23 protein-coding genes and 1 riboswitch are annotated in these 26,699 nt (G+C 62.3%); of the genes, 18 read left to right on the top strand and 5 right to left on the bottom strand.

What is annotated here, in order from left to right:
* Positions 1 to 102: 102 nt before the first annotated feature.
* Positions 103 to 1,098 (bottom strand): NAD(P)/FAD-dependent oxidoreductase, encoded by a 996-nt coding sequence (locus GE073_RS19405; protein ID WP_153784130.1) that lies wholly within the window; start codon positions 1,096 to 1,098, stop codon positions 103 to 105.
* A 203-nt stretch (positions 1,099 to 1,301) separates the two neighbouring features.
* Between GE073_RS19405 and GE073_RS19400 the strand changes: the two genes are divergently transcribed.
* The 6 genes from GE073_RS19400 (at position 1,302) to GE073_RS19375 (ending at position 8,256) form a co-directional block, all read left to right on the top strand.
* Entirely contained in the window at positions 1,302 to 2,495 is a 1,194-nt protein-coding gene (locus GE073_RS19400) for an NAD(P)/FAD-dependent oxidoreductase (RefSeq protein WP_028600541.1), read from the top strand.
* Positions 2,495 to 2,761 (top strand): hypothetical protein, encoded by a 267-nt coding sequence (locus GE073_RS19395; RefSeq protein ID WP_028600542.1) that lies wholly within the window; start codon positions 2,495 to 2,497, stop codon positions 2,759 to 2,761. The genes GE073_RS19400 and GE073_RS19395 overlap by 1 nt, the downstream gene beginning before the upstream one ends.
* 235 nt (positions 2,762 to 2,996) lie before the next feature.
* Complete coding sequence (locus tag GE073_RS19390) at positions 2,997 to 4,769, top strand: cache domain-containing sensor histidine kinase (protein ID WP_153784129.1); 1,773 nt, start codon at positions 2,997 to 2,999, stop codon at positions 4,767 to 4,769.
* 134 nt (positions 4,770 to 4,903) lie between these two features.
* The gene (locus GE073_RS19385; protein WP_052333613.1) at positions 4,904 to 6,358 is read left to right on the top strand and encodes an ABC transporter substrate-binding protein; all 1,455 of its coding nucleotides are present in this window, start codon (positions 4,904 to 4,906) and stop codon (positions 6,356 to 6,358) included.
* 102 nt (positions 6,359 to 6,460) lie between these two features.
* Positions 6,461 to 7,384, top strand: coding sequence for a carbohydrate ABC transporter permease (locus GE073_RS19380; protein ID WP_228551651.1), 924 nt, complete (start codon positions 6,461 to 6,463; stop codon positions 7,382 to 7,384).
* Positions 7,381 to 8,256, top strand: coding sequence for a carbohydrate ABC transporter permease (locus GE073_RS19375; RefSeq protein ID WP_153784128.1), 876 nt, complete (start codon positions 7,381 to 7,383; stop codon positions 8,254 to 8,256). Before GE073_RS19380 ends, GE073_RS19375 begins: the two co-directional genes overlap by 4 nt.
* A gap of 74 nt (positions 8,257 to 8,330) precedes the next feature.
* Here GE073_RS19375 and hemQ read toward each other — a convergent pair whose 3' ends face one another.
* Positions 8,331 to 9,077 (bottom strand): hydrogen peroxide-dependent heme synthase, encoded by a 747-nt coding sequence (hemQ, locus tag GE073_RS19370; RefSeq protein WP_028600547.1) that lies wholly within the window; start codon positions 9,075 to 9,077, stop codon positions 8,331 to 8,333.
* Between the two features lie 185 nt (positions 9,078 to 9,262).
* On the opposite strand from hemQ, the gene GE073_RS19365 reads away from it, so the two are divergent.
* The 7 genes from GE073_RS19365 to GE073_RS19335 all read left to right on the top strand — a co-directional run bounded on the left by GE073_RS19365 (position 9,263) and on the right by GE073_RS19335 (position 16,277).
* Entirely contained in the window at positions 9,263 to 9,550 is a 288-nt protein-coding gene (locus GE073_RS19365) for a YuiB family protein (RefSeq protein ID WP_028600548.1), read from the top strand.
* 210 nt (positions 9,551 to 9,760) lie between these two features.
* Positions 9,761 to 11,272: a replication initiation and membrane attachment family protein gene (locus tag GE073_RS19360; RefSeq protein WP_101808039.1), complete on the top strand. Its 1,512-nt coding sequence runs from the start codon at positions 9,761 to 9,763 to the stop codon at positions 11,270 to 11,272.
* A gap of 36 nt (positions 11,273 to 11,308) precedes the next feature.
* Positions 11,309 to 12,280: a primosomal protein DnaI gene (gene dnaI, locus GE073_RS19355; protein ID WP_101808038.1), complete on the top strand. Its 972-nt coding sequence runs from the start codon at positions 11,309 to 11,311 to the stop codon at positions 12,278 to 12,280.
* A gap of 894 nt (positions 12,281 to 13,174) precedes the next feature.
* Positions 13,175 to 14,299: a sulfate ABC transporter substrate-binding protein gene (locus GE073_RS19350; RefSeq protein ID WP_153784127.1), complete on the top strand. Its 1,125-nt coding sequence runs from the start codon at positions 13,175 to 13,177 to the stop codon at positions 14,297 to 14,299.
* Positions 14,300 to 14,348: 49 nt separating this feature from the next.
* Positions 14,349 to 15,182: a sulfate ABC transporter permease subunit CysT gene (gene cysT, locus GE073_RS19345; protein WP_153784126.1), complete on the top strand. Its 834-nt coding sequence runs from the start codon at positions 14,349 to 14,351 to the stop codon at positions 15,180 to 15,182.
* A gap of 12 nt (positions 15,183 to 15,194) precedes the next feature.
* Positions 15,195 to 16,085: a sulfate ABC transporter permease subunit CysW gene (cysW, locus tag GE073_RS19340; RefSeq protein ID WP_028599271.1), complete on the top strand. Its 891-nt coding sequence runs from the start codon at positions 15,195 to 15,197 to the stop codon at positions 16,083 to 16,085.
* Positions 16,086 to 16,088: 3 nt separating this feature from the next.
* Positions 16,089 to 16,277 carry a YezD family protein gene (locus GE073_RS19335; protein WP_153784125.1) on the top strand — a complete coding sequence of 63 codons (189 nt, stop codon included), beginning with the start codon at positions 16,089 to 16,091 and terminating at the stop codon, positions 16,275 to 16,277.
* Between the two features lie 142 nt (positions 16,278 to 16,419).
* On the opposite strand, the gene GE073_RS19330 is transcribed toward GE073_RS19335, so the two are convergent.
* A complete protein-coding gene (locus GE073_RS19330; RefSeq protein WP_101808037.1) occupies positions 16,420 to 16,572 on the bottom strand; it encodes a YqzM family protein in 153 nt (50 codons plus the stop codon).
* A 282-nt stretch (positions 16,573 to 16,854) separates the two neighbouring features.
* Between GE073_RS19330 and uvrC the strand changes: the two genes are divergently transcribed.
* Positions 16,855 to 18,780 carry an excinuclease ABC subunit UvrC gene (gene uvrC / locus GE073_RS19325; RefSeq protein ID WP_153784124.1) on the top strand — a complete coding sequence of 642 codons (1,926 nt, stop codon included), beginning with the start codon at positions 16,855 to 16,857 and terminating at the stop codon, positions 18,778 to 18,780.
* 78 nt (positions 18,781 to 18,858) lie between these two features.
* On the opposite strand, the gene GE073_RS19320 is transcribed toward uvrC, so the two are convergent.
* Positions 18,859 to 20,478 carry a CPBP family intramembrane glutamic endopeptidase gene (locus GE073_RS19320; protein ID WP_153784123.1) on the bottom strand — a complete coding sequence of 540 codons (1,620 nt, stop codon included), beginning with the start codon at positions 20,476 to 20,478 and terminating at the stop codon, positions 18,859 to 18,861.
* Between the two features lie 247 nt (positions 20,479 to 20,725).
* Positions 20,726 to 20,910, top strand: a riboswitch (cyclic di-AMP (ydaO/yuaA leader).
* A gap of 70 nt (positions 20,911 to 20,980) precedes the next feature.
* Here GE073_RS19320 and GE073_RS19315 point away from each other — a divergent pair.
* Positions 20,981 to 22,333, top strand: a complete 1,353-nt coding sequence (locus tag GE073_RS19315) for a TrkH family potassium uptake protein (protein ID WP_153784122.1) — start codon at positions 20,981 to 20,983, stop codon at positions 22,331 to 22,333.
* Between the two features lie 21 nt (positions 22,334 to 22,354).
* Positions 22,355 to 23,032, top strand: a complete 678-nt coding sequence (locus GE073_RS19310) for a potassium channel family protein (protein WP_028599267.1) — start codon at positions 22,355 to 22,357, stop codon at positions 23,030 to 23,032.
* A gap of 36 nt (positions 23,033 to 23,068) precedes the next feature.
* On the opposite strand, the gene GE073_RS19305 is transcribed toward GE073_RS19310, so the two are convergent.
* On the bottom strand, positions 23,069 to 24,001 hold the full coding sequence (locus GE073_RS19305) for a LysR family transcriptional regulator (protein WP_028599266.1): 933 nt from the start codon (positions 23,999 to 24,001) through the stop codon (positions 23,069 to 23,071).
* A 246-nt stretch (positions 24,002 to 24,247) separates the two neighbouring features.
* Here GE073_RS19305 and GE073_RS19300 point away from each other — a divergent pair, with 246 nt between their 5' ends.
* Complete coding sequence (locus GE073_RS19300; RefSeq protein ID WP_028599265.1) at positions 24,248 to 24,913, top strand: succinate dehydrogenase cytochrome b558 subunit; 666 nt, start codon at positions 24,248 to 24,250, stop codon at positions 24,911 to 24,913.
* Between the two features lie 27 nt (positions 24,914 to 24,940).
* Positions 24,941 to 26,689, top strand: a complete 1,749-nt coding sequence (gene sdhA / locus GE073_RS19295; RefSeq protein ID WP_153784121.1) for a succinate dehydrogenase flavoprotein subunit — start codon at positions 24,941 to 24,943, stop codon at positions 26,687 to 26,689.
* The last annotated feature ends 10 nt before the right edge of the window (positions 26,690 to 26,699 follow it).

Below are 26,699 nucleotides of genomic sequence, written 5' to 3'. Positions count from 1 at the left end.
CGAGGTGTAGGATGCCCTTTGGCCGCTTCAGCTAGTCGAATCCGTCCGGCGGCGGCGCTCCGGAGCTCGGGGCTCCGGGCGAAAAAGCGGGGAAATCCGCGGCTACAGCTTGAGGTTGCTGCTGTGGCCGGGAGACAGCTTGGCGGTCGGATCGAGATACACCTTGGCGTTGTTGATCGCCGTCGGCGCCTCGCCGAAGCCGACGGCGATCAGCTTGAGCTTGCCGGGATAGGTCGTAATGTCTCCTGCGGCGAAGATGCCGGGGATCGACGTTTCCATGCGGGTGTCGACGACGATGCAGCCTCCTTCGATAGCGAGGCCCCACTCCGCGATCGGGCCGAGCGAGGAGACGAAGCCGAAGTTGACGATGACGTCGTCGACGTCCAGCGTCTGTTCCTCGCCGGTCTTGGCGTGGGCGAGCGTGACCTTCTCGACGTACACCTCGCCCTCCAGCCGCGCGATCTCCATCGGCACGAGCACCTCTACGCTCGACGCCCGCAGCTTCTCGACGCTATGCTCATGGGCCCGGAACTTGTCGCGGCGGTGGATGAGCGTCACGCTCTCCGCGATCGGCTCCAGCATGAGCGCCCAGTCGACGGCGGAATCTCCGCCGCCGCTGATGAGCACCTTGCGGCCCTTGAACTGCAGCAGGTCGGTGACGAAATAATGGAGGCCCCGGCTCTCGTATGCCGCCGCCTCCGGCAGCTCCAGCCGACGCGGCTCGAACGCGCCGACGCCCGCCGTAATGATGACCGCGCGGGCGAGATGCGCGCCCTTGTCGGTGCGGATCTCGAATTCCCGCTCGCCGTGCTTGATCAGAGCGGTCACCTTTTCCTCCAGGCAGATCTCCGGGTCGAAATGGTCCATCTGCCGCCGCAGCGAGTCGACGAGCTCCTGCGCCGTCACCTTGGGAAAGCCGGCGACGTCGTAGATGTACTTCTCGGGATAAAGGGCGGCGAGCTGTCCGCCGAGCTGCGGCATGCTCTCGATCAGCTTCACGGAAGCCTGCCTCATGCCGCCGTAAAAGGCGGCGAACATGCCTGCGGGTCCTCCGCCGATGATCGCGATGTCGACCGGCTCTACTTTCACGTCTGTCATTGCCTCGCACCTCCAGATCGTGTTCCTTTCCCTTCCATTATACGTCTCGAGAGCGCGCGTAGAAAGCGCGCCTTCCTTGCGGCCTTTGTACGTTCTTCTAATATTTTTCGTAGGAATTCACCTTGAAGTGGCTCTTGCGGATTTGTTATCATGGCTTGAGTATAAATAAAGGGATTAGAGATGGATGGGAAGGGACGCACCATATGAGCAATATACCAAAGATCGTCATCTTGGGAGCCGGCTATGGCGGCATTCTGACCGCCCTCAAGCTGCAGAAGCAGCTCAACTACAACGAAGCCGACGTCACCTTGGTGAACAAGCATGATTACCACTATATCACGACCCATTTGCATATGCCTGCCGCCGGCACGGACAATCCGGAGAATGCCCGCGTCAACATCTCCAAGCTGATCGACGAGTTCAAGATCGACTTCGTCAAGTCCACCGTCGTGCAGATCCGCACGCAGGACAAGAAGGTCATCCTCGAGGACGGCACGCTGTCCTACGACTATCTCGTCATCGGCCTCGGCGGCGAGCCGGAGACGTTCGGCATCCCGGGCTTGGCGGAGCATGCGATGAGCATCCGCAGCATCAACTCGGTGCGTCTGATCCGCGAGCATATTGAATATCAGTTCGCCCGCTACAAGCGCGAGCCTCATCGCACCGACTACCTGACGTTCGTCGTCGGCGGAGCGGGCTTCACCGGCATCGAGTTCGTCGGCGAGCTGGCTGACCGCATCCCGCAGCTGTGCCGCGCCTTCGACGTCGACCGCTCGCTCGTCAAGCTGTACAACATCGAGGCGGCGCCGAGCGCGCTGCCGGGCTTCGATCCGGAGCTCGTCCAGTACGGCATGGACGTGCTCACCAAGAAGGGCGTCATCTTCCGCATCGGCACCGCGATCAAGGAATGCTCGCCGGACGGCGTCATCGTCGGCGACGGCGAGGAGATCCGCTCCAAAACCGTCATCTGGACGGGCGGCATCCGCGGCAGCCGCCTCATCGAGGAGGCCGGCTTCGAGACGATGCGCGGACGCGTCAAGGTCGACGACTACCTGCGCGCGCCGAGCCACGAGAACATCTACATCATCGGCGACAACTCGCTGATGTTCAACGAAGAAGGGCGTCCGTACCCGCCGACCGCCCAGATCGCGATGCAGCAGGGCGTCACCTGCGCCCATAATCTCGTCGCGGCGATCCGCAGCCAGCCGCTCAAGACGTTCGCCTTCAGCAACAAGGGCACGGTCGCCTCGCTCGGCAAGGGCGAGGGCATCGGCGTCGCCTTCGGCAAGAAGTATCTGGGCCGCAAGGCCGCCTGGCTCAAGAAGATGATCGATCTGCGCTACCTGTTCATCATCGGCGGCATCCCGCTCGTGCTGCGCAAAGGGAAGTTCTTCTAATGCGGCACTGCAGCGTCCAGGTGCGCGGCCTGCTGACCCGCGAGGAGCTCGACCGCTACAACGCGCTGATGGAGGTCGGCTCCTACCTGGAGTCGCAGAGCCGCCACGATCTGGCGTATGCGATCCAGCAGGAGGTCGACCGGCTGATCGTGCCGGGCATCGAGCGGCTCAAGGAGAAGGGCCGCCAGCGCGACCGCGACACGGAGGCGTATCTGAGCGCCAAGCGCGAGGCGGCCGAGCCGGACGAGGAAGAAGACGAGGACTAGAACCAGTGCCGCCCCCAGGCGGGTGAAAAATGGAACGCAAAATGAAGGACGGCGAAGCTTTCGCCGTCCTTTTTGGGCATTTTTCCAAAGGAAAACCGGCGGCTGGCGCTCGGCGAAGCGGAATCGTAGAATCGGACCTCATCTTCGTAATATAACCCATAACGTTCCTGTTTTTATCCTTATATAATGGGCCAATAGCGCGGCTTTGACTACAACTGCTCTGGGGGCGGGCCCGATGATGCATCGTCTGTACAAGCTGAATCTGAAGCAGCAATTCGTCCTGTTTTTTGTTTTGTTGATCGTGCTGCCTATCCTGCTCGCCTACTGGCTGGTCTCCGTGAAGGTGACCTCGGTGACGGAGAAGCAAATGGGCGATACGCTGTTCCAGCTGGCGAAGACGAGCCATCTCACGCTGGACGAGGTGATCGCCTCGGTGGACGGCACCTCGGAGAAGCTGCTGATCTCGCCGGAAATCAGACGGCTGCTGGATGCGCCCGTCTACACGGATTACGACCGGCTCAAGGAATATTTGGCTTTGGATCAGCTGCTCATGAGCTATTCGTCGCCGAATGCGATCAATTATTCCGTCTGCATCCCCGATCTGGCGATGCGATATACGTTCGCGCCGACGTCGGACGTGAAGCCGAACGGAGTGTTCTTCTCCTGCGATACGCTGCCCGGCGGCTGGTTCCAGGATGCGGTGAACGGACGGGGCTCCGGCATCATTCGCATTCTGGTCAAGCCTGGCGACAACGCGAGCAGCGAGAAGACGGCCGCCTATGTGCGGGGCATGACGAGCGCTCACGACAAGGACCGGCCGGCAGCCGTGCTCGTCATCACGGGCTTGAACAGCCTGCTTCAAAAAAATATCCAGTCGCTGCGCATCCCGAGCGGCGGCCAGATCGTGCTCCTCGACAAGTCCAATACGATTTTGGCCGACAATGTCGAGAACCTCGCGGTCGGCGATGTCCTGTCCGTGCCGGCGTCGGTGAGCGGCGCCGAGCAGGGCGTCATTTTGGAGCGGAACGGGCGCGAATCCTGGATGTACGCCTTCCACAGCAGCGCGGACAGCAAGACGAAGCTGCTGTTCAAGATTCCGCGCCAATCGATCGTCGGCGAGCACGAAGGGATCCGGCAGCTGTTCAATACGCTGATGATCGCCTATTTCATCCTCCTGCTGCTCGCCAGCCTTTATTTCATCCGCCATATTTTAAGTCCTCTGACGCGGCTGACGCGGCTGACGCGGTCGTTCGAGCCAGGACGGACGCTCGGCAACGACATGCGGGTCGACCGCCATGACGAGATCGGGATGCTCCACCAGTCCTTTATCGAGATGACCAAAAGGCTCAACCAGACCGTTCACGACAAGTATGTCCTGGAGCTGAAGCATAAGGAATCGGAGCTTGCCTTATTGCATTCCCAAATCAATCCCCATCTGCTCTACAACACGCTGGAATCGATCCACTGGCGGATTCGGCTGGAGGGCGGCGAAGAATCGGCGGAGATGGTCCGCGATCTGTCGCTGCTCATGCGCATCGGTCTGAGCCGGGGGGAGAGCCTCATTACGGTCGAGGAGGAGCTCCGGCATGTCGAGGCGTACATCCGCCTGCAGCTGAAGCGGTATGAGTACGGGTTCGTCGTCCACTGGGACATCGAGGAGGAGACGAAGGCCGTTCGGATTCCGAAGGTCATCCTCCAGCCGCTGGTGGAGAACGCGATCCTTCACGGCATCCGCAAAATGGGCAGCGACGGCCGCCTGAGCATCTCGCTGCGCGTCCAAGGAGGCGACCTGCAGATCGCGATCGCCGACAACGGCTACCGCGCGGCCGACATCTCTAAGCTCCATGCGATTTTGGAAGGCAAGCTGCCCCAGCAAGGGTACGGCATCACGAACGTGCACCGTCGCATCCGGCTTCATTTCGGAGACGGCTATGGCCTCTCCTACAAGGAGATGGCCTCCGGCGGCACGCAGGCCGTCATGGTGATGCCGCTCCATCCGGCCGACTGAGCGCGGGTGCCCGCCTCGGGAGCGAAAAGCGTAATTTTACACCTCACGCCCGTTAGATCGCACCTCGAAGGGAAGGGCGGTCCTACCCTACAATAAAGGTGCAAGCAAATATAGGGAATGCGAGGGGTTAGACCATGAATAAAGGGAAAAGCAAGCGCGCGCTGGCGTACGGCGGCATGGCGATGTTCGTGCTCTTGGCCGGATGCGGCGGCAATGCGAACACCGAAAACACGAAAACGAATTCGAACGCGAGCGCAAACGCGCCGACGGAAAATGCGGCTGCGAACGTGCAGGAGGAAGCGCCGCCTGCCGAAAAGGTGAGCATCGTCGCCTACGCGTACCCGCCGGACAAAACCGCGGAAAACGCCGCGCTCGACGCCCGGATCAAACGGTTCACGGAGAAAAATCCGAATGTCTCCATCACGCCGAAATACTGGAAATACGAGAACTCGGAAATCGCGATCAAGATGGCGTCGAACAGCGCGCAGACCGAATTCACGACATGGGCGACGGAGGGCAAGCTGCTGACCGACAAGAAGTGGATCGCCGATCTGAGCGACTACATGGCGAGCTGGCCGTATGCGAAGGATTTGAACGCGTTCGCTACGAAGCCTTTCGTCATCGAGGGCAAGACATACGGCATTCCGATCGATGCCTACGGCATGACGATTACCGTCAACAAGAAAATCTTCGAAGACAAAGGCGTGCCGCTGCCGCCGATGGATTGGACGATGGAGGAATTCATCGAAGCGGCGAAATCCGTGAACGATCCGGCTAAAGGCATCGCGGGCTTCATCCCGATGGGCAAGGGCACGGAGGCCGGCTGGAACTGGACGAACTTCCTCTACACGGCAGGCGGCGACATCCAGACCGTGGCGGACGGCAAGGTGACGGCGGCGTTCAACAGCGAAGCCGGACTGAAAGCGCTTCAATTCTACAATGACCTGAAGGTCGCGGGCGTCATTCCGAAGCAGTGGGCGCTCGGCTACGGCGACGCGCTGGCGATGTTCAACCAAGGACGCGGCGCGATGGTCATGTGCGGCAGCGGCAACGCGCTGGACGGCGCGATCAACCAGGGCGGCATCAGCAAGGACGACGTCCTGATCTATCCGATTCCTTCCGTCTCCAAAGGCGGCAAGCATATCGGCGTGGCCGGCGGCAACTACAAGGTCATCAACGGCCTGGCCGACAAGGCGCAGCAGAAGGCCGCGTTCGACTTCGTCGTCGACGAGTACTTCACGCAAGAGTACCTGGACGCGATCGATCAGCAGATCGTCGACCAGAAATCCAAAAACCAAGTGTACGTTCCGCAGCTGATCAACTACTGGAACGACGACTCCGAATACGGCAAGAAGTATCAAGCGGTTCTGGATAAGCATGACAACGTCTATAAATATTCCCCTGAGCTGATCCAGCTGATGGAATCGAAGCCGGAAGCGACGTACGAGACGCAGGCCTACTATGCCGAGATGGCGAACGTCATCCAGAAAGTGCTGATCAGCAAAGGCGATCTGGATCTGCAGAAGCTGCTCGACGACGCGGCGGCCAAGGTGCAGAAGGAAAACTTCGATAAAGTCAAGGTTCAATAAGACCGGCAGGCAAGGGGGACCGAGCGGACAAAGTTCGGCGTCCCCCTTTTCGATTGCCCGCACGGGCGATTGCGGCGGAAAGGAAGGAGAAGGGATATGGCGATGCAAGTTCAACCGCAGGCGCCGGCGAAGGCGGATGCGCCCCTTGCCCATGCGAGCCTGGGCAGGCGAATGAAAAAATACGCGTGGGGAAGCTTGTTTCTGCTGCCGGCGGTACTGATTTTCTTGTTGTTCCTGTGGGTTCCGATCGCCAAAGGGATCGGGTACAGCTTCTATCAGGTCGATTTCGTCAATGGCAATACGTTTGTCGGATTGCAGAATTATCAAGAAGTGCTCGGAAATCCCGACTTTTATACGGCAATCAAAAACACGCTGTATTACATGGGGCTGGCGCTCGTCATCGGCTTCTGGGTGCCGATCGCGATGGCGATCGGGGTGTCGGAGCTGAAATGGTTCCGAGGTCCGGCGCGCATCATCGGCTATTTGCCGAGCATCATCCCGGCCATCGTGCTTTACGGCATGTGGCAATGGTTTTACGATCCGATCGGCCCGATCAACACATTCCTGAATTTCTTGGGCTTGCCGAGCTTTGACTTCTACAGCAAAGAACACGCCATGTTCTCGCTCGTCATCTTGGAAACCTGGCAAAATTTCGGGAGCGCGACATTGATCTATATCGCAGGGCTGTCCGCCATTCCGAAGGACATGTACGAGGCGGCCGAGCTGGACGGCGCCGGCGTATGGGGACGGATCCGGTACGTGACCTTGCCGGGCATCAAAAATCTCATCCTGCTGCTGCTCGTGCTGCAGCTGATCTCCACCTCGCAAGCGTTCCAATCCCAGCTGATCATGTTCGGCGGCGGCCCGGACAACGGCACGCTGACCTATCTGCTGCTGACGACGCGCGAAGCGTTCACGTACTTCAACTTCGGCAAGGCGAGCGCGATGGGCGTCTTGATGTTTGTGTTCCTCGTCGTCTTCTCGCTGCTTACGATCAAGCTCAGAAAAGGAGATGATGCCGCATGAAGGCCGAGCAGGAGCGGGCGATCATGTCCCGCTATGATTTTCGCAAGCCGGCCGTCCGGGTAATCTACGGCTTCGTCGTGCTGGCGATCGCGCTCATCTCGGTGTCGATGCTGTACCCGTTCGTCAATACCGTGCTCAACTCGCTCAAGTCGACGCAGGAGTTTTTCGAGTTTCCCGCGCCGTTTTTCCCGAGCGAGTGGCACTGGAGCAATTACAAGGAATCGTTCGGCTACCTGAACATCCCGATGCATTTCAAAAACACCTTGCTCATCTTCGTCGGCAACACCGTCTTCTCGCTGGTCGTCCTCGGCTTGGCCGCTTACGGCTTGTCGCATATGCAGGTGCCGTTCAAAAAAGCGGTGACGCTCTACTTCATGTGCACCCTGCTCATTCCGGCCGCGTCGTACTTGATCCCGAACTTCTTGAACCTGAAGGATCTGGACCTCTTGAACCGATACTGGGCGTTCTGGCTGCCGGCAGGCGCCAATGCCTTTTATCTCATGCTGCTCAAAAACTTCTTCGACGGCATCCACAAGGAAATGCTGGAGGCGGCCCGCATCGACGGCGCTTCCGAGCTGCGGAGCTTCGCGATGATCGCCGTTCCGCTGTCCATGCCGATCCTCATCACGATCACGATGCTCGGATTCTCCACGACCTGGAACGACTTCTACTGGTCCAGCCTCGTCATGCAGGAGGACATGCAGCCGCTCGCCGCGGCGATCTATACCAAAATCATTTATGCCGGCTCCACGATCAACTGGAACGTGCGGTTCGCAATTCTGTCGATGACGCTGCTGCCGCCGGCGGTCATCTTCCTGTTCTTCCAAAAGTATATCGTCGGCGGCTTGAGCGCCGGCGCCGTCAAAGGATGAAAAGCGGGCCTGGCCTCGCATAAAAAAGCCGCTTCCCAAGAGGGAGCGGCTTCATCTTTTGGCGGGCGCGGATCTTACACCTGGAGCAGCTTGACCAGCTTGTCCGCATCGAGCCGATTGCCGACGTAGAAGTCGCCGAAATCGCCGTAGCGGGCGCTCACTTCGTCGAAGCGCATCTCGTACACGAGCTTCTTGAACTGCAGCGCGTCCTCCGCGAACAGCGTCACGCCCCACTCCCAGTTGTCGAAGCCGACGGAGCCGCTGATGATCTGCTTGACCTTGCCGGCGTACTGACGGCCGATCATGCCGTGGCTGCGCATCATCGCGCGGCGCTCGTCCATGCTCAGCATGTACCAGTTGTCGCCGCCGTCGCGGCGCTTGTTCATCGGGTAGAAGCAGATGTGGCGGGCCTTCGGCAGCGTCGGCTTGAGGCGCGCGACGATGTCGGGATTGGACATCGGGTCCTCGCCCGGCTTGCTCATGTAGTTCGACAGCTCGACGATGCTGACGTACGAATACGCCGGCTTCGTGAACGCGGCGAGCGGGCTCTTGTTGAAGCTGGTCTCGAGCTCATTCAGCTCCTCGAGCGTCTCGCGCAGGTGCATGAGCACGAAGTCCGCCTTCTGGCCGACGATGGCGTAGAACGCCGTGCTGCCCTGGCGCTGCTCCTCCTGGGCGCTCCAATCGGCGAGCATCGACTGGATCGCGTCCAGCGCGGCGGCTCGCTCTCCTTCTCCGGCCTGCTTCCAGGCTTGCCAGTCGATCGTGCGGAAATCATGGAGGACGTACCAGCCCTCCAGCGTTTGTGCGGCATCACTCATCGTTGCATGGCTCCTTCCTTCATTAAAGGGAGCGGCGTACGCTCCCGAATTTCGCTCGTAGATCCATTCCCCATTGTAGCCGATCCACCCGTCTTCGTCGAGCCGGACGGCCTTTTGCAAATTGACTTGCCAGGGGGCTTGGCATAAACTGAAAAGGAACGCTAGCCGAAGGGATGATTGGCCGCATGCTTCAAATCGTGATTGCGATGGTGTTGTTTTTTGTCATGATGTTCGGGATCGGCTTCATTCTCAACATGCTGATGAAGACGACTTGGTTCCCCATCTATCTGTTCGTCATCGTGCTGGTGCCGCTTTACATATGGTCGACCTGGGATCACGCCGCTACCTTCAGCGCCAACCTGGCGGAGTTCACCTTCATCGACTGGCTGCCCGTCGTCGCGGCGCTTGTCGGCGCCTACGTGAGCGGCTACGCCATCCGCGCCCTGCGGATCGGCGGCTACAAGATGTTCTAGGGCGCAGGCCGGACAGGCGGCCCGCTTTTCCAGACGGTTCCACCGGAGCCGTGGGAGGAGCGGGCCGTCCTCTTTTTCGGCGACGCCTCCGGGAGACGCAAATGGCAAAAGGAGGCCGCCGCTTTCTCGTGGCGAATGCTGTCGGATGCGGCCGCTCTATGATAAACTGATAGGACGAAAAACGGATTTGAACGGAGGAGAGGCACGCCCATGCGCATCGGAAGCAAGCTGGCTTTTACCGAGCATCACCGGTTCTGCGTCTACCGGGGCTTCGCGCTGAGCCCGCTCGACCAGCGGATGCTCGCGCTCATCTATCAGCCGATGACCGGCGGAGCGGCCTCTTCTCTGTATCAGCTCCTGTACCATCAAGTGGACGAGGGCTACAGCGGCTACTCTCCGATGGACGCGCAGCGCAGGCTGTTCCTCGGGCTCGGGCTCGATCCGAGCGAATCGGGACGCCGCGAGCTCATGCGCTGCGCCTCCGTGCTGGAGGCGCTCGGCCTGCTGACGACCTGCCGGCTGTTCCTGCCGGGGCAGGAGGAGGTCGTCTACGAGTACGAGCTGCATGCGCCGCTGTCTCCGGCGGAGTTTTTCCGCAGCCAGCATCTCAGCATGCTGCTGCGCGACAAGGTCGGCAAGTACGGCGTCGTCGCGCTCCAGGAGACGCTGCTGCGGCGAGAGCCGGACGAGCTGGCGCAGCATGAGCTGCAGAGGGAGAATATCTCGATGCCGTTCTACGAGCTGTTCCGCCTGAGCGCCGCCGTGGACGCCGAGCTGGAGCAGGCGCTGGAGGAGTCCGCGCCTCTCCGGCAGCCGCCGGAGCCTGTCGCCCAGCCGGGAGCGGGCATCGAGTACGGCGACATTCTGTACCGCTTCCCCCGCGGCTCGCTCAACCGGCCGTTCGTGGAGCGGATGCGCGGGGACAAGGACGCGCTCGCCCAGCTCAACTACATCGCCTACAAATACGAGCTCGGTCCGGCGGATCTATGCCGCCTGCTCGACGAGGAGGACGCCTTCGACCGGCGCGGCGGCATCCAGACCGACGCGCTGCAGCTCAAGGCGGCCCAGCTGCATCGGCAGGACCGCAAGCGCGAGGAGGAGCGGCGCGCCGCCGGGTCGCGCCTGCAGGAGGAGGCCGACGCCGAGCTGCCGGAGCAGGGCGTGCAGGCCGAGCATTACTTGCCGGTGCCGTCCCAGCTGACGGGACGCTGCGACATCCAGCAATACAACATGCTCATGCGCAACGAGCCGCATACCCGCTTCCTGAAGCGTTTCTTCCCCGGAGCGGTGCCGGACTGGATCGAGCGGCAGTTCGAGCGCATCGACCTGCACTATCGGCTGCCGGCCCCGGTCATCAACGTGCTCGTGCATTATGTGTTCGGCATGAAGGGCTCGGCGCGGGTGACCAAGACGTTCATCGAGGCGGTCGCTTCGAACATGCTCGTGCAGCAGGTCGACGAGTTCGAAAAGGCGGTGCTGTACGTGCGCAGCCAGACCGAGCTCGAGCGCAGCAAGGAGGCGGCCGAAGCCTCAGGCGCGGCCAAGCCGGCAGGACGCGCCGCCGCCGGAGCGAGAAGCGCGGGCGGGTATCGGCGCGGAGCCGGCCAGCCGCGCAAGCCGGTGCTGCCGGTCGTCGGCGACGATGCCGCGCCGGAGCCGGAGATCAGCGATGAGGAGCTGGAGGAGATGCGCAAGCTCGCGCGCAAGCTCGACGGGCGCTAGCGCAACGAGCCGATCCGAACGAAGGAGGTGGAAGCAATGGAATCGCTGCGCGATCTGCTGAAGAGCATGCCCGGCGGCAGCAAGCTGCGCGCCCGCGCGCAGGAGCAGCTGGACGAGCTGATGCGCGAGCCTAAGGTGCGGAGGCTGATGGAGCAGCATCCGGAGCTGGACGAGGACGTGCTGCGGCGCAACTCCAATCTGGTGTACCAATACGTGCGCGAGCATCGGAGCTGCGAGAGCTGCCCGGGACTCGATCGCTGTCCGAACGATTTCCAGGGCCACTACACGCTGCTGTCAACCGAGACGGTCGCGGACGAGCTGCGGCTGATCGACCGCAAGACGGCCTGCCGCAAGTTCATCGCGCGCCGCAACGAGGAGCAGATCCGCTCCCGCATCCGCAGCTTCTACGTCAGCGAGCGCACGCTGGAGAGCGCCTACTCGGCGGACGAGATTCTGATGAAGGACCGCGCCCGCTCGACGGCGGTCATGAAGGTGCTGGAGTACATCCGCCGGACCAAGGAGCAGGGCCTGCAGCCCGAAGGGCTGTACCTGACCGGCTCGTTCGGCACGGGCAAGACGTTCCTGATGAGCTATCTGCTCAGCGAGCTCGCCAAGAACGGCTGCTCCGGCGTCATCGTCTACATGCCGGACTTCGTCGAGGATCTCAAGGCGATGTTCGGCGAGCCGGGCAAGCTCAAGGAGACGATCGACCTGATGAAGGAAGCCGACATCCTCGTCTTCGACGACATCGGCGCCGAGAATCTGAGTCCGTGGGTGCGCGACCATGTGATGGGCTCGATCCTCAACTATCGGATGGAGCGCAAGCCGACCTTTTATACGTCCAATCATGCGCTGGACGACCTGGAGCAGCATTTCAGCTTCACGAGCAAGGACGGCGAGGAGTATCACAAGGGTCGGCGCCTGATGGACCGGATCCGTCCCTTCGTCGAGGTCGTGCATGTCAAAGGCACGAACAAGCGCGGCCGCAAGGACAGCGCCGAGGAATAGAAGACAAGCCGCTTTTTTCGATCCGCTTGCCGGACGGAAAGAGCGGCTTTTTTTGATCCTCCGTAAAGATGCCCGCGGGCTGCCGCGCTTCGTCGCGCCTAGAGCAGCTTGAGGATGGCGATTCCGTCGTCTCCGAGTCGTCGGAGCTGTGCGGAAAAACCGCGCAACTCGGGTCGAACGGGTGCCGGACGGGGGAGTTGCGCGGAAAAACCGAGTAATTCGGCTCGAATGGGTGCCGGACGGGGGAGTTGCGCGGAAAAACCGAGTAATTCGGCTCGAATGGGTGCCGGACGGGGGGAGTTACGCGGAAAAACCGAGTAATTCGGGGCGAACGGGTCTCGGACGGGGGGAACTGTCAGCCGTGCCATTGGATTGCGGATGGCCGAGCGAAGCGGCAGAGCGAACCAAACCGGAAAGCGAAGCGGACGGGGGCTTGTGGAGAAGCGGCAGCGTTTCCCTTGGAGGCCGGATTCCTTCCTTTTTGAAAAATTGAATCAAAGGAATCTGGGCTCCAGGGAGATCGGAACGAGTCCCCGCTCCGCGAAGCGGGTGCCGGTTTCAAATGCTGCTCCGCGAAGCGGGCGCTCTCGATGTCAGTCCCCGCTCCGCGAAGCGGGTGCCGATTTCATATACGCTCCGCGAAAGCGGGCGCTGTTTCCGATGCCCGCTCCCCGAAGCGAGAGCCGGGCCCTCGTTTCAATTTCCCGCCGCGTTATCCCTTATAAGCCCTCCTTATGCGTTGCATAAATCCGGTTGAAAAATCCGTTGACACGGATAGGAATAGGCTGGTATGATTCGTTTCATAAACCAACTAAACAACTGGGAATTGACGGCTTGTTACCGGACCACCGGCATGAGCGCGGATCGACCAAAAAACCAAGGGGTGTGTCCATCATGTCAAAAAGAAACTCGCTCTCCAAATGGCCTGTCCTGCTCCTCACGGCTTCGCTCGCTCTCGGTCTGACCGCATGCGGGTCCGGCAACAACGCTGCAAATTCGGCGGGAAGCGGCGGTGCCGCGAACGCGCCGGCTGAAAATACGGCTGCGAATGCCGGCGCGACGGAAGCGCCGACGCCGAAGGAGCCGGTCGAGCTGCTGAACGTCTCCTACGATCCGACGCGGGAGCTGTATGTGTCCTTCAACGCGGCGTTCGCGAAGTACTGGAAAGACAAAACCGGCCAGGAAGTAACCGTGAAGCAGTCGCACGGCGGTTCCGGCAAGCAGTCGCTGTCGGTCATCGGCGGCCTCAAGGCCGACGTCGTGACGCTGGCGCTCGGCTATGACATCGACGCCATCGCCGAGAAAGGCCTGCTGAACAAGGACTGGAAGGGCAAGTTCGAGGACAACAGCGCGCCGTACACGTCGACGATCGTCTTCCTCGTCCGCAAGGGCAATCCGAAAGGAATCAAGGACTGGAGCGATCTCGTGAAGGACGGCGTTCAGGTCATCACGCCGAACCCGAAAACGTCCGGCGGCGCCCGCTGGAACTACCTGGCGGCATGGGGCTACGCGCAAAAGCAGGACGACGGCGACGAGGCCAAGACGAAGGAATTCATCAAGAAGCTGTTCCAGAACGTGCCGGTGCTCGATTCCGGAGCCCGCGGCTCGACGACGACGTTCACCGAGCGCGGCATCGGCGATGTGCTGCTCGCATGGGAGAACGAGGCGTTCCTGTCCCAAAAGGAGCTCGGCGACAAGTTCGAGATCGTCTATCCTTCGCTCAGCATCCTGGCGGAGCCTCCGGTCGCGGTCGTCGACAAGGTCGTCGACAGCAAGGGCACGCGCGAGGTGGCGGAAGAGTACCTGAAGTATCTCTACACCGACGAAGGCCAGAAGATCGCCGCCGACAACTTCTACCGTCCGATCAACCCGGATATCGCCGCCCAGTACAAGGACACGTTCAAAGACCTCGAGCTGCTGCAGATCGACAAGGACTTCGGCGGCTGGGCGGAAGCGCAGAAGAAGCACTTTGCCGACGGCGGCACGTTCGACGAGATCTACACGCCGGGCTCCAAGTAAGCTGAGCGGACCGACCGCGCTATCCTACCGTTACAGGAGCTGACTTCACATGAAAGGTTCCCGGTCTCGCAGCGTGCTGCCGGGCTTCGGCCTTACGATGGGCATCACGGTGCTGTATCTCGGCATCATCGTCCTCATCCCGCTGGGCTGCATCTTCCTCAAGACGTCCGATTTGAGCTGGGGCGAGTTCTGGTCGACCGTGACCGCCCCGCGGGTGATGGCTTCCTACCGGATCAGCCTGCTCACCTCGCTTGCCGCCGCTCTCGTCAACCTGCTGTTCGGGCTGATCGTCGCCTGGGTGCTCGTGCGCTACCGGTTTCCGGGCCGCAGGCTGCTCGACAGCCTCGTCGACCTGCCGTTCGCGCTGCCGACGGCGGTCGCGGGCGTCGCGCTCACGGCGATCTACGCCCCGAACGGCTGGATCGGCCAGTGGCTCGAGCCGCTCGGCCTGAAGGTCGCCTTCACGCCGCTCGGCATTACGATCGCCCTCATCTTCATCGGCCTGCCGTTCATCGTGCGGACCGTGCAGCCCGTGCTTGAGGATCTCGACAAGGAAATCGAGGAGGCGGCGGTCATGCTCGGTGCAGGACGCTGGCGCACGGTGCTGCGCGTCGTGCTGCCGGAGCTGACGCCGGCGCTGCTGACCGGCTTCGCCCTCGCCTTCGCCCGCGGCATCGGCGAGTACGGCTCGGTCGTCTTCATCTCCGGCAACATGCCGATGAAGACCGAGATCGCGCCGCTGCTCATCATGACCAAGCTGGAGTCGTTCGAGCTCGAGCAGGCGACGGCGATCGCGGTCGTGCTGCTCGTGATGTCCTTCGCCATGCTGCTCTTCATCAACTACATCCAGTGGCGCGCCAGCCGGCGCGCTCTGGCGGAATAGGAGGGATCGCCCATGGCAGGCGGAATCGCCACCTCCCGCTCCGTCCGCAAGCCGGCTCCGGCCGACATCGGCCGTCCGACTTCGGAGCCGGCCGCCGTCCGCTGGCTGCTGATCGGCATCGCCGTGCTGTTCCTGACGCTGATCGTGCTGCTGCCGCTCATCACCGTGTTCGTCGAAGGGCTCAAGCGCGGCTGGGAAGTCTATCTGAGCGCGCTCATCGACCCCGACGCCGTGTCGGCGCTCAAGCTGACGCTGCTCGTCGCGGCGATCGCGGTGCCGCTCAACACAGTGTTCGGCATCGCGGCCTCCTGGCTCATCGCCAAGTTCAGCTTCCGCGGCAAGAGCCTGCTGCTCAGCCTCATCGATCTGCCGTTCTCCGTGTCGCCGGTCATCGCCGGCTTCATGTTCCTGCTGCTGTTCGGCGCCCAGGGCTACCTGGGGCCGTGGCTGGACGAACGCGGCCTGCAGGTCGTGTTCGCTCCGCCGGGCATCGTGCTGGCGACGATGTTCGTCACGTTCCCGTTCGTCGCCAGAGAGCTGATCCCGCTCATGCAGGCTCAGGGCATCCAGGAGGAGGAGGCGGCGGCCACGCTCGGCGCCAAGGGCTTCCGCATCTTCTGGAGCGTCACTTTGCCGAATATCAAATGGGGCCTGCTGTACGGCCTCGTGCTCTGCAACGCCCGCGCGATGGGCGAGTTCGGAGCCGTCTCGGTCGTCTCCGGCCATATCCGGGGCGAGACGAACACGCTGCCTCTGCATGTCGAGATTTTATACAATGAGTACCAGTTTTCCGCATCGTTCGCGGCGGCGTCGCTGCTCATGCTGCTCGCGCTGCTGACGCTCGGGGCGAAAAGCCTGGTCGAATGGAAGACCGCTCAGCGGAATCAAGATCTGGAGGGATGAATCATGGCGAAGCCGGTGGAATTGGATGAAGCGTGGCTCGACCGCATCGCGGATCAGGTCAACGGTCTGGAATACGGCTCGGTGCTCATCACCGTGCATGACGGGCGGATCGTGCAGATCGACCGGACAGAGCGCAAGCGGTTCGAAGCTGCGGCGGCTCGGCAGCAAGGAACGGCCGCAGCGCAAGGATGATGCCGACGACAGCGTCGACGCGCAAAAACAAAAAGGACGAGAGCGGATTTCCGCCTCGTCTTTTTTGCCTTTGCGGCCCCTAAAAAATGAATGCCCTCCTGGCCGAGGGCCGGAGGGTGGAGTTGGATGGGGTAGCGGAACGTTAATCGATGATGTATTTGACAATCACCATGATGATATAGGCGACGGTCATAAAGCCGATCATGCCGCCGAATCCGAACACGAGATCCTTCAGGTCGTCTCGCGGTTCCTCGTTCACATGCTCGCGCGGGTCTCTGACGTTGACGTTCTCCATAGTGCGTCCTCCTCGCTTCAATATCGCTGTCCTGCCGCCGGCGCGGCGGAGTCCATGGCCGGGGGCCAGCACCTCACGTGACAACTTCTCCTAGTAGTATACCCAGACTCCGGAACTTATGTAAAGGCGAATTTTGCCTGTCCGGCTCGGATGGAAGCGATTGCCGCCGAGCGGCCGCCAGCCCTTGCGGACAGGCGGGGACTGACTCGCCGAAGCCCCCTGTGCTACAATAGAAGGTACGGCAATCCAGCGGATGCGCCGCGAAAAGGAGGCCTCTGGACGATGGACCACATCAAGGGCAAGCTCGCCCTGCTGCCCGATCAGCCGGGCTGCTATCTGATGAAGAACGGGGAAGGCACCATCATCTACGTCGGCAAGGCGAAGGTGCTGAGGAACCGGGTGCGCTCGTATTTCAACGGCACCCACAACGGCAAGACGCAGCGTCTCGTCTCGGAGATCCGGGACTTCGAATATATCGTGACGGCAAGCAACATGGAAGCGCTCATCCTCGAGTGCAACCTCATCAAGCAGTACCACCCGCGCTACAACGTCCTGCTCAAGGACGACAAGACGTTCCCGTACATCAAGATCACGAGCGAGAAGCATCCGAAGCTCGAGGTGACGCGGCGGATCGTCAAGGACAAGGGGAAATATTTCGGCCCCTATCCGAACGCCTATGCGGCGCAGCAGACGAAAAAGCTGCTCGACCGGCTGTATCCGCTGCGCAAGTGCAACACCTTGCCGGACAAGGTGTGCCTCTACTATCATCTCGGACAATGCATCGCTCCATGCGAGTACGACATCGAGCCGGGCACGTACGAGGCGATGGTGCAGGAGATCGCGCGCTTCCTGAACGGCGGCCAGGACGAGGTCAAGGCGGAGCTGCAGCGCAAGATGGCGGCCGCGGCGGAGGCGATGGAGTTCGAGCGGGCCAAGGAATACCGCGACCAGATCCAGGCGATCGACGCCGTCATGGAGAAGCAGAAGATCACGCTGTCCGACGCGCTCGACCGCGACGTGTTCGGCTATGCGACCGACAAGGGCTGGATGTGCGTGCAGATCCTCTACATGCGCGGCGGCAAGCTGATCGAGCGGCGCACGACGTCGTTCCCGTATTACGGCGAGGCGTATGACGACTTCATGACGTTCGTGACCCAATATTACAGCGACAACCCGGCGTTGCCCAAAGAAATCCTGCTGCCGCTGCCAGGCGCCTCCGCGGCCGTCAAGGAAGGCGAGGCGGACGCCGGGGAAAGTCTCGCTGCGTCCGCTTCTGCCCCGGACTCGGCGGCAGAAGCGGACGGCCTCGCGGAGCCGGAGCCGGAATCCGACGGCGCGGACCCGGCCCCGGGCTCGGCCGCCGACGAGGTGAGGGCCTCGCTCCAGAGCTGGCTCAAGGTGAAGGTGCATTTGCCGCAGCGCGGCCGCAAGCGCGAGGTCGTAGCGATGGCCGAGGGCAACGCCAAGGTGACGCTCGACGAGAAGTTCAAGCTGATCGAGCGCGACGAGGAGCGCAGCGTCAAGGCTCAGGCGGGCCTCGCGGCCTATTTGGGAATGACCGACATCCGCCGCATCGAGGCGTTCGACAACTCCAACATCCAGGGCACGAACCCGGTATCCGCGATGGTCGTGTTCACCGACGGCAAGCCGGACAAGAAGGAGTATCGCAAATACAAGGTGCGCACGGTGCAAGGGCCGGACGACTACGAGACGATGCGCGAGGTCATCCGCAGGCGCTACGAGCGGGTGCTCAAGGAAGGGCTGCCGCTGCCGGATCTGATCGTCGTCGACGGCGGGCGGGGCCAGATTAGCGCGGCCAACGACATCCTCGAGAACGAACTCGGGCTGCAGGTGCCGGTATGCGGTCTCGTCAAAGACGCCAAGCACAAGACGGCGCAGCTCATGGTCGGCGACCCGCCCGAGCCGGTGACGCTGCCGCGCGACAGCCAGGAGTTCTACCTGCTGCAGCGCATCCAGGACGAGGTGCACCGGTTCGCGATCTCGTTCCACCGCGAGCAGCGCGGCAAGTCGATGACCGAGTCGCGCCTCGACTCGATTTCCGGCATCGGGGAGAAGCGGCGCAAGCAGCTGCTGCGGCATTTCGGCTCGCTCAAGAAGATCCGCGAGGCGAAGGCCGAGGACTTCCGTCCGCTCGGCATCGGCGACAAGCTCGCGGAGCGCATCGTCGAGGCGCTGCGCGAGGAGTAGCGGTGAGGGCGGCCGGCCAGCAAAAAAAGACGAAGCGGACTTCCTCCCGCTTCGTCTTTTTCGTCTGCGCCGGCCGCGTCAGGCCGGCGGCGGATAGGCGGCCGCGCGCCTTTGCAGGCCGTACCGCCGCATCAGCCACGCGACGGCGATCGGCGCGACGATGTAGATGACGCCGGCGGCCGTCTCGGCCGTCCGGCCGGTCATGAACAGGGACATCGACATGAGCACGCTGTTCATGACCGCATGGGTGAAGACGGCGGTGAAAAAGCCGAATTTCAGGAACAGGTACGAGAACAGCAGGCCGAGGATCGTCAGCTCGATGAGCCTCGTCGTCGACGGATAGATCGGGTAGGTGACATGGCCGAGCGCCCAGATCACCGTCGGGATGAGCGAGGCGAGGAACGGATTTTTGATCCATTTCATCAGCAGGCCGATGCCGAACAGCCGGTACACCGCCTCCTCCTGGATGGCGGCGCACCAAGCGAGCAGCGGCATGAGCCAGAGCGCCGCCATGTTGTACGGCGACTGGGTCACGTCCGTCGTCGCCCAGGCGCCCGTGGCGGCCGAGAGGCCGCCGAGGATGAGCGTCTGCAGGCCGAGCAGCAGGAAGGCGAGCGCGTAGGAGAGCTTCATCGCGCTCCACGCCTCGGCTCCGAAGCCGGGCTCCGAGCCGGCGGTCCAGAGCGGCCGGCCCTGGGCTCTCCACAGCCCGTCTCCGGCGACGAGCGAGAAGTACGCTCCGACCGCCATGACGAAGGTGAGCGCCGTCATGAAGACGAGCTGGGCCATCGCCGCGAGCTCCGCGTTGACCTCGCCCCCGTAGATCGCCCGCAAGCCGTCCAGCAGATTGAAGTTGTTGACCGTGTAGAAGGCGAGGAAGATCAGCGCCAGCGCCCAGCCCCGGCGGAACGACGTGAAGCGCCTCATGACGATGGCGTAGACGATGGCCAGCAGCGTCATGATACCGGACGGCAGCAGATTGCCGAGCAGCGACAATTGCTCGCCGAGCCGGTCCTGCTCCATCGTATAGGCGGCGTAGGAGGCAGGGACCTCGTAGACGGGCTGAAAGCGGGTCAGCCTGTTCTCCCCCTCCAAGCGCTCGCCGGCGGCGAGGACGATCAGGCTCGCTTCGCCGACGGTGATCGCCGCCTCGTAGCGGACGGAGCCCTCTTTGGCCGGGCCCGAGCGGCGCAGCTGGCCGAGTCCGAGCTCGTCGGCCTGCCGCTGGACCGTCCGGTCCAGCGCCTCGCCCTCCAGCGCGGAGCTTCCTCCGTCGCCTCCGGTCGGACCGAGCACCTGCTTCCAGCCGACGAGCTTGCCGCTCGTCATGCCGATCTCGACGAGCAGCCGCCGGCCGTCGTCGAAGTTCTGCGTCACCTGCCAGACATCGACGGGCACCTTGAGTCCGGCGCTGCTGTCCAGCGTCTTGCCCAGCTTCTCCTTCGCCACATAGCCCGCCATCAGCCTGTCGGCCTGATGGACCGCGTGGGCGTTCTGGGGAAGCGCGCGCAGCTGCTTCTGGGCAAAGTCGGCCGCAGCCGCCATCGCCTGCCCGCGGCTGACCGGGTGGACCGGCTCGCTCTCCGCGCCGACTCCGGCTGCCGAGGGGATGACCTGCAGCAGCAGGAATAAAGCGGCTCCGATTGCGCCATACCAAACGTATCTTCGAAAAGCCTGGTCAAGATGGGATGAATTCATCGAAGTCCTCCTTGCTGATGGCGCTGCCTGGTTGGATCCATGGATTAACCTTACCACAGCGGCTTTCCTTTTATCCATGCCGCCCGGCCGCACGGACGAGCCAGCGGGCAAAAGAGCGAGCGCGGAGGGGCTAGCATCCTCCGCAATGTCCGCCAGCCTCGAAAAACGAAGCAAATCGGCCGCCAACGCCTGCGGACGCATTTGGTAACCTGTCCTTTATCCTATATAATCAAATCCGATCCTATAGAACTTTAAACTGCCGAATTCCGGACGACAAGCGCCGGGAACGGGGGAACCAGCGCGGACGGCGGCTCGTGGAGCCGGACAGCCGATCCGCAGGGGTGAATTCCGCTCGGAACTTTTCCGGGGGGATAGGGCGGCCGTCACGCCCGAATCCGTCAGCTAACCTCGGAGGCTTCCATGACAGGACTCACACAGGCGCTGGGCACCGGGTGTTTCCGGTGCCTATTTGTCGTGTGCAAAAAAAGGAGAATGGCCGCCTATGACCGCTTGGAGGCTGCAGCTGAGGCAGCTGCTCATCCCTTCCCCGCCGAGGATCCTGATCGCCGGCTTCGCTTTCATCATCGCGCTCGGCTCGCTGCTGCTCATGCAGCCGTTCGCGACCGCGGACGGCTTGGGGACGCGCTGGATCGACGCGCTGTTCACGGCGACATCCGCCACTTGCGTCACGGGCCTCGTCGTCGTCGACACCGGAACGCATTATTCGCTGGCGGGCCAGCTCATCATCCTGGTGATGATCCAGATCGGCGGCCTCGGCTTCATGACGATGGCGACGCTGTTCGCGCTCGTGCTGCGCAAGCGCATCTCGCTCAAGGAGCGGCTGCTGCTGCAGGAGGCGATGAACCAAGGCTCGATGGAGGGCATCGTACGGCTGATCCGCCGCGTCCTTTTGTACTCGCTCGTCATCGAGGGCTGCGGCGCGCTGCTGTATGCGCTGCGCTTCCTGTCCGACATGCCGCCCGGGCAGGCCGTCTATTACGGCATCTTCCATGCGGTGTCCATGTTCAACAACGCCGGCTTCGACATCATGGGCAACTACAGCAGCATGACCGCCTATGTCGCGGATCCGCTCGTCAATCTCGTCACCGTCTCGCTCGTCATCCTCGGCGGCCTCGGCTTCATCGTCCTGTCCGATCTGGTCGACTTCCGCAGGCATCGGCGGCTGACGCTGCACTCCAAGGTCGTGCTGCTGACAAGCGGCGGCCTGGTGGCGCTCGGGACGGCCGTCATCTTCCTGTTCGAATACGGGAATGCCGGCACGATGGGACCGCTCGACCTCGGCGGCAAGCTGCTCGCGTCGCTGTTCCAGTCGGTCGCGACGCGAACCGCCGGACCGAACTCGGTGGACATCGGAGCTCTGACCCAGGCGAGCCTGTTCTTCATGATCCTTCTCATGTTCATCGGAGCGTCGCCCGGCTCGACCGGCGGCGGCATCAAGACGACGACGTTCATGACGCTCGCGGCGGCGATGTGGGCGATGCTCCGGGGCAAGGAGGACATCGTGCTGTTCCGCTACCGGCTCGCCAAGGAGCGCATCCTCAAGGCGCTGACGATCACGATGCTGTCGATCGCCATCGTGCTCGCCTCGACGATGGTGCTTTGCACGCTCGAGGACCGCGACTTCCTGCGCATCCTGTTCGAGACGGTGTCGGCGTTCGGCACGGTCGGGCTGAGCACCGGCATTACGCCGGGGCTGCAGGATGTCAGCAAGCTCGTGATCAGCTTCGTCATGTTCGCCGGCAGGCTCGGCCCGCTGACGATGGCGTACGCTCTCCGGCCCAAGGCCAGCAAGGAATATTACAAGCATCCGGAAGGCAAGATCATCATCGGATAGGAAAGGAAAGAAAGAGAGACAATGGGTAAGGGAGCCAAAGGAAGTCAATTCTGCGTCATCGGACTGGGCCGTTTCGGATCCAGCCTCGGCAAGGAGCTCGTGCAGCTCGGACATGAGGTGCTCGGCATCGACCGCAGCGAGGAGCTCGTCGACGATCTGAGCGGCACGCTCACGCATACCGCCTGCGCGGACTCGACGGACGAGGAGGCGCTGCGCGCGCTCGGCATCCGCAATTTCGACTGCTGCATCGTCGCCATCGGCGGGGATATCCAGGCCAGCATCATGACGGCGATCCTCGTCAAGGACGCCGGGGTCAAAAAGGTCGTCGTCAAGGCGGTCAGCGAGCTGCACGGGCGCGTGCTCGAGAAGCTCGGCGCCGATCGGGTCATCTATCCCGAGCGCGACATGGGCATCCGCGTCGCCCATCAGCTCGTCTCGCCGAACCTGCTCGACTACATCGAGCTGAGCTCCGATTACTCCGTGGCGGAGCTGTCCGTGCCGCGCTGCTTGGCGGGCAAGACGCTCGCCGACATCGATCCGCGCAAGCGGTTCGGCTGCAGCATCGTAGCCGTCAACAAGCCGCAAGGCATCATCATCGCGCCCAAGGCCGAGCAGGTGCTGGCCGAGCGCGACGTCATGGTCGTCATCGGCACGAACGAGGGGATCGAGGACTTCGAGAACATGGTCAGCGAGCGCTGAGGGCATCCGGCTGCGACGGACCGAGCCGGCAACCGGCTACGGCTGGCCCGGCAGGCCGCTGCGGGCGCTCAGCGGCAAGCCCGAACGCGCCGCGTAGCCGGCCGCCGCTTCCGCGATCCATTGGCGGACGACAGGCTCGAGCAGCGACGGATCGCCGTGGATGAGCGAGGTCGTGCGCCGAGTCTTTTTCAGCTCCGGCAGCGGCACGAGCATGAGGTCGTTGTCCTCCGCCATCTGCGGCCGGATGTACGATCGCGGCAGCAGCGTAGCCGCTCCGCATGTATGCAGCAGGCGCAGGATCGCCTCGAAGGAGTCGATCTCCATGCGCACGTCGGGATGCAGGCGGAACTTGTCGAACAGCTCGTCGGTAAGCGTGCGGAACCAGGTTCCCTTGGAGAACAGGATCATCGGCAGCCCGTTCAGGTCGCCGATCGCGAGCTTGTCGGACAGCATGCGCCCGCGCGGCAGCACGAGCTCGAGATGGTCGTCGAACAGCTTCACGCAGTGCAGCTGCGGATCGTCGATGACGGATGCCACAAGGCCGAGCTCGATTTTCCGGTCCCGGACGAGCGAGACGATCTCGTGGGTTTTGCCGGTCACGGCCTTGATGTCGATCTCGGGATGGCTGGCGGTCAGCGCCTGGATGAGGTCGGGCAGCGTCGTCTGCAGCGTCGTCAGGCTGGCGCCGATCGTCAGCGTGAAGCGGTGGGTCTGCTTGAACTCGGCCAGCGTGAGCAGATACTGCCGATGCATCTGGCGCAGCTGCACGGCGTAGTCGTACGTCAGCTCGCCGATGCGCGTCAGCTCCAGGCGGCGTCCGACGCGGCGGAAGAGCGGCGCTCCGAGCTCCTCCTCGAGCTTGGCGATCTTGCGCGAGAGGGCGGGCTGCGACAGGTTGAGCAGCGCCGACGCCTTGTTCATGCTCGACTGCTCGACGATGACGGCGAACAGCTGAAGATCTTCCTGCATCGCATTCCATCCTTTCGGCGATCCGACTTGCTTATGCTCCTATGTTATAACATTGTATAAAAAATAAACAATATCTTTATAAGCGAAAAAAGGGTACGATGGGATCTGTGGCTAATCTGTGTCCGTCCTGAAGTCGGATGCTGTCGTGAATTGTTGACGCTCCCAAGAACGGGCTGTAAAATGGATAAGGTTTGTCCCTGACGATGATTACGCATTCAAACGGCTGGAAAGGAGAACGCATTATTTATGAAAGGAAATTCCTATTTGGCGCGCAAGCTCCACTCGCTGCTCGGGGTCGTTCCGCTTGCCCTGTTCCTCGTGAATCACGCCATCACCAACTACTCGGCGTTCGAGGGAGGCCCGGAAGGGTTCAACGAAAGCGTCGAGATGCTCAACGGCTTGCCGCTGATCTTCTTCCTGGAGATTTTCGGCATCTTCCTGCCGCTGATCTTCCACGGGGTATACGGCCTTTACGTCGCCTACCAGTCGAACTGGAACAACTCCCGCTTCCAATACGGACGCAACTGGGCGTTCACGCTTCAGCGCCTGTCGGGCGTCATTACGTTCATCTTCATCGTATGGCATGTCTATCAGACCCGCTACCAGGTGCTGATCGGCGAGCTGACGCATGAACAGCTCGGCCATCAGATGCATGAGATCTTCACGAATCCGGTCAGCGTCGTCCTGTACACGATCGGCGTCCTGGCCGCCGTCTTCCACTTCGCCAACGGCATGTGGTCCTTCCTCGTGAGCTGGGGCATCACCGTCGGCCCGCGCGCGCAGCGCATCTCCTCCTACATCTGGATGGGCGTCTTCGTCATCGTGTCGGCTCTGTTCCTGCTCTCGATCGCGGCCTTCCGCAGCGACGAGTTCGCGGAGACGGCAGCGGCCGTACGGACCTGGATCGGATAACACGATAGAGAAGGAGGACCCACTCACATGGCTAAAAACAACATCATCGTCGTCGGCGGCGGACTGGCCGGGCTTATGGCCACGATCAAGGCGGCCGAAGCCGGCGTCCACGTCAACCTGTTCTCCCTGGTGCCCGTAAAACGCTCGCACTCCGTGTGCGCGCAAGGCGGCATCAACGGAGCCGTCAATACGAAGGGCGAAGGCGACTCTCCTTGGGAGCACTTCGACGATACGGTCTACGGCGGCGACTTCCTCGCCAACCAGCCTCCGGTCAAGGCGATGTGCGAGGCCGCTCCCGGCATCATCCACCTGATGGACCGCATGGGCGTCATGTTCAGCCGCACGCCGGAGGGCCTGCTCGACTTCCGCCGCTTCGGCGGCACGCAATACCACCGCACGGCGTTCGCGGGCGCGACGACCGGCCAGCAGCTGCTGTACGCGCTGGACGAGCAGGTTCGCCGCTGGGAGGCCGCCGGCCTCGTCAGCAAGCATGAGCATTTCGAGTTCATGGGCGCGGTGCTCGACGACGACGGCGTCTGCCGCGGCATCACCGGCCAGGACCTGCGCACGATGGAGGTCGTCTCCTTCCGCGCGGACGCGGTCATCCTGGCGACGGGCGGCCCCGGCATCATTTTCGGCAAGACGACCAACTCGGTCATCAATACGGGCACCGCGGCGAGCGCCGTGTACCAGCAGGGCGTCAGCTACGCCAACGGCGAGATGATCCAGATCCACCCGACGGCCATCCCGGGCGACGACAAGAACCGCCTCATGTCCGAGTCGGCGCGCGGCGAGGGCGGACGCATCTGGACGTACAAGGACGGCAAGCCGTGGTACTTCCTCGAAGAAAAGTATCCGGCCTACGGCAACCTCGTGCCGCGCGACATCGCCACCCGCGAGATCTTCTCCGTCTGCGTGGACGAGAAGCTCGGCATCAACGGCGAGAACATGGTCTACCTCGACCTGTCGCACAAGGATCCCAAGGAGCTTGACGTCAAGCTCGGCGGCATCATCGAGATCTACGAGAAGTTCGTCGGCGACGATCCGCGCAAGCTGCCGATGAAGATCTTCCCGGCTGTCCACTACTCGATGGGCGGACTGTGGGTCGACTACAACCAGATGACCAACATCCCGGGCCTGTTCGCTTGCGGCGAATGCGACTACCAGTACCACGGAGCCAACCGTCTCGGCGCGAACTCGCTGCTGTCGGCCATCTTCGGCGGCATGGTGACGGGACCGAAGGCAGTCGAATACATCAAGGGGCTCAAGAAGTCCGCCGAGGACGCTCCGTCCTCCATCTTCGACCGCGAGGTCAAGCTGCGCACGGACAACTACGAGTCGATCCTGAAGCTCGGCGGCACGGAGAACGCCTACGTGCTCGGCAAGGAGCTCGGCGAGTGGATGACGAACAACATGACCGTCGTCCGCTACAACGACCGCCTCGTGCAGACGATCGACAAGATCAAGGAGCTCAAGCAGCGCTATTCCAACATCAACATCAACGATACCGCGCGCTGGAACAACGCCGGCGTCGCCTACACGCGCCAGCTGTGGAACATGCTGGAGCTGGCCGAGGCGATGACCAAGGGCGCCCTGCTGCGCGACGAGAGCCGCGGCGCGCACTACAAGCCGGAGTTCCCGGAGCGCAACGACGAGCAGTTCCTCAAGACGACGATCGCCAAGTGGACGACGGAAGGTCCGGAGATCTCGTACGAGGATGTCGACACCTCGCTCATCAAGCCGCGCAAGCGCGACTACTCGAGCAACAAGTCCTAACGAGGAGGGA

The organism is Paenibacillus sp. B01, assembly GCF_009649995.1.
GTDB classification, from domain to species: domain Bacteria; phylum Bacillota; class Bacilli; order Paenibacillales; family Paenibacillaceae; genus Paenibacillus_O; species Paenibacillus_O pasadenensis.
This window is presented reverse-complemented; position numbering and strand designations above follow the sequence as displayed.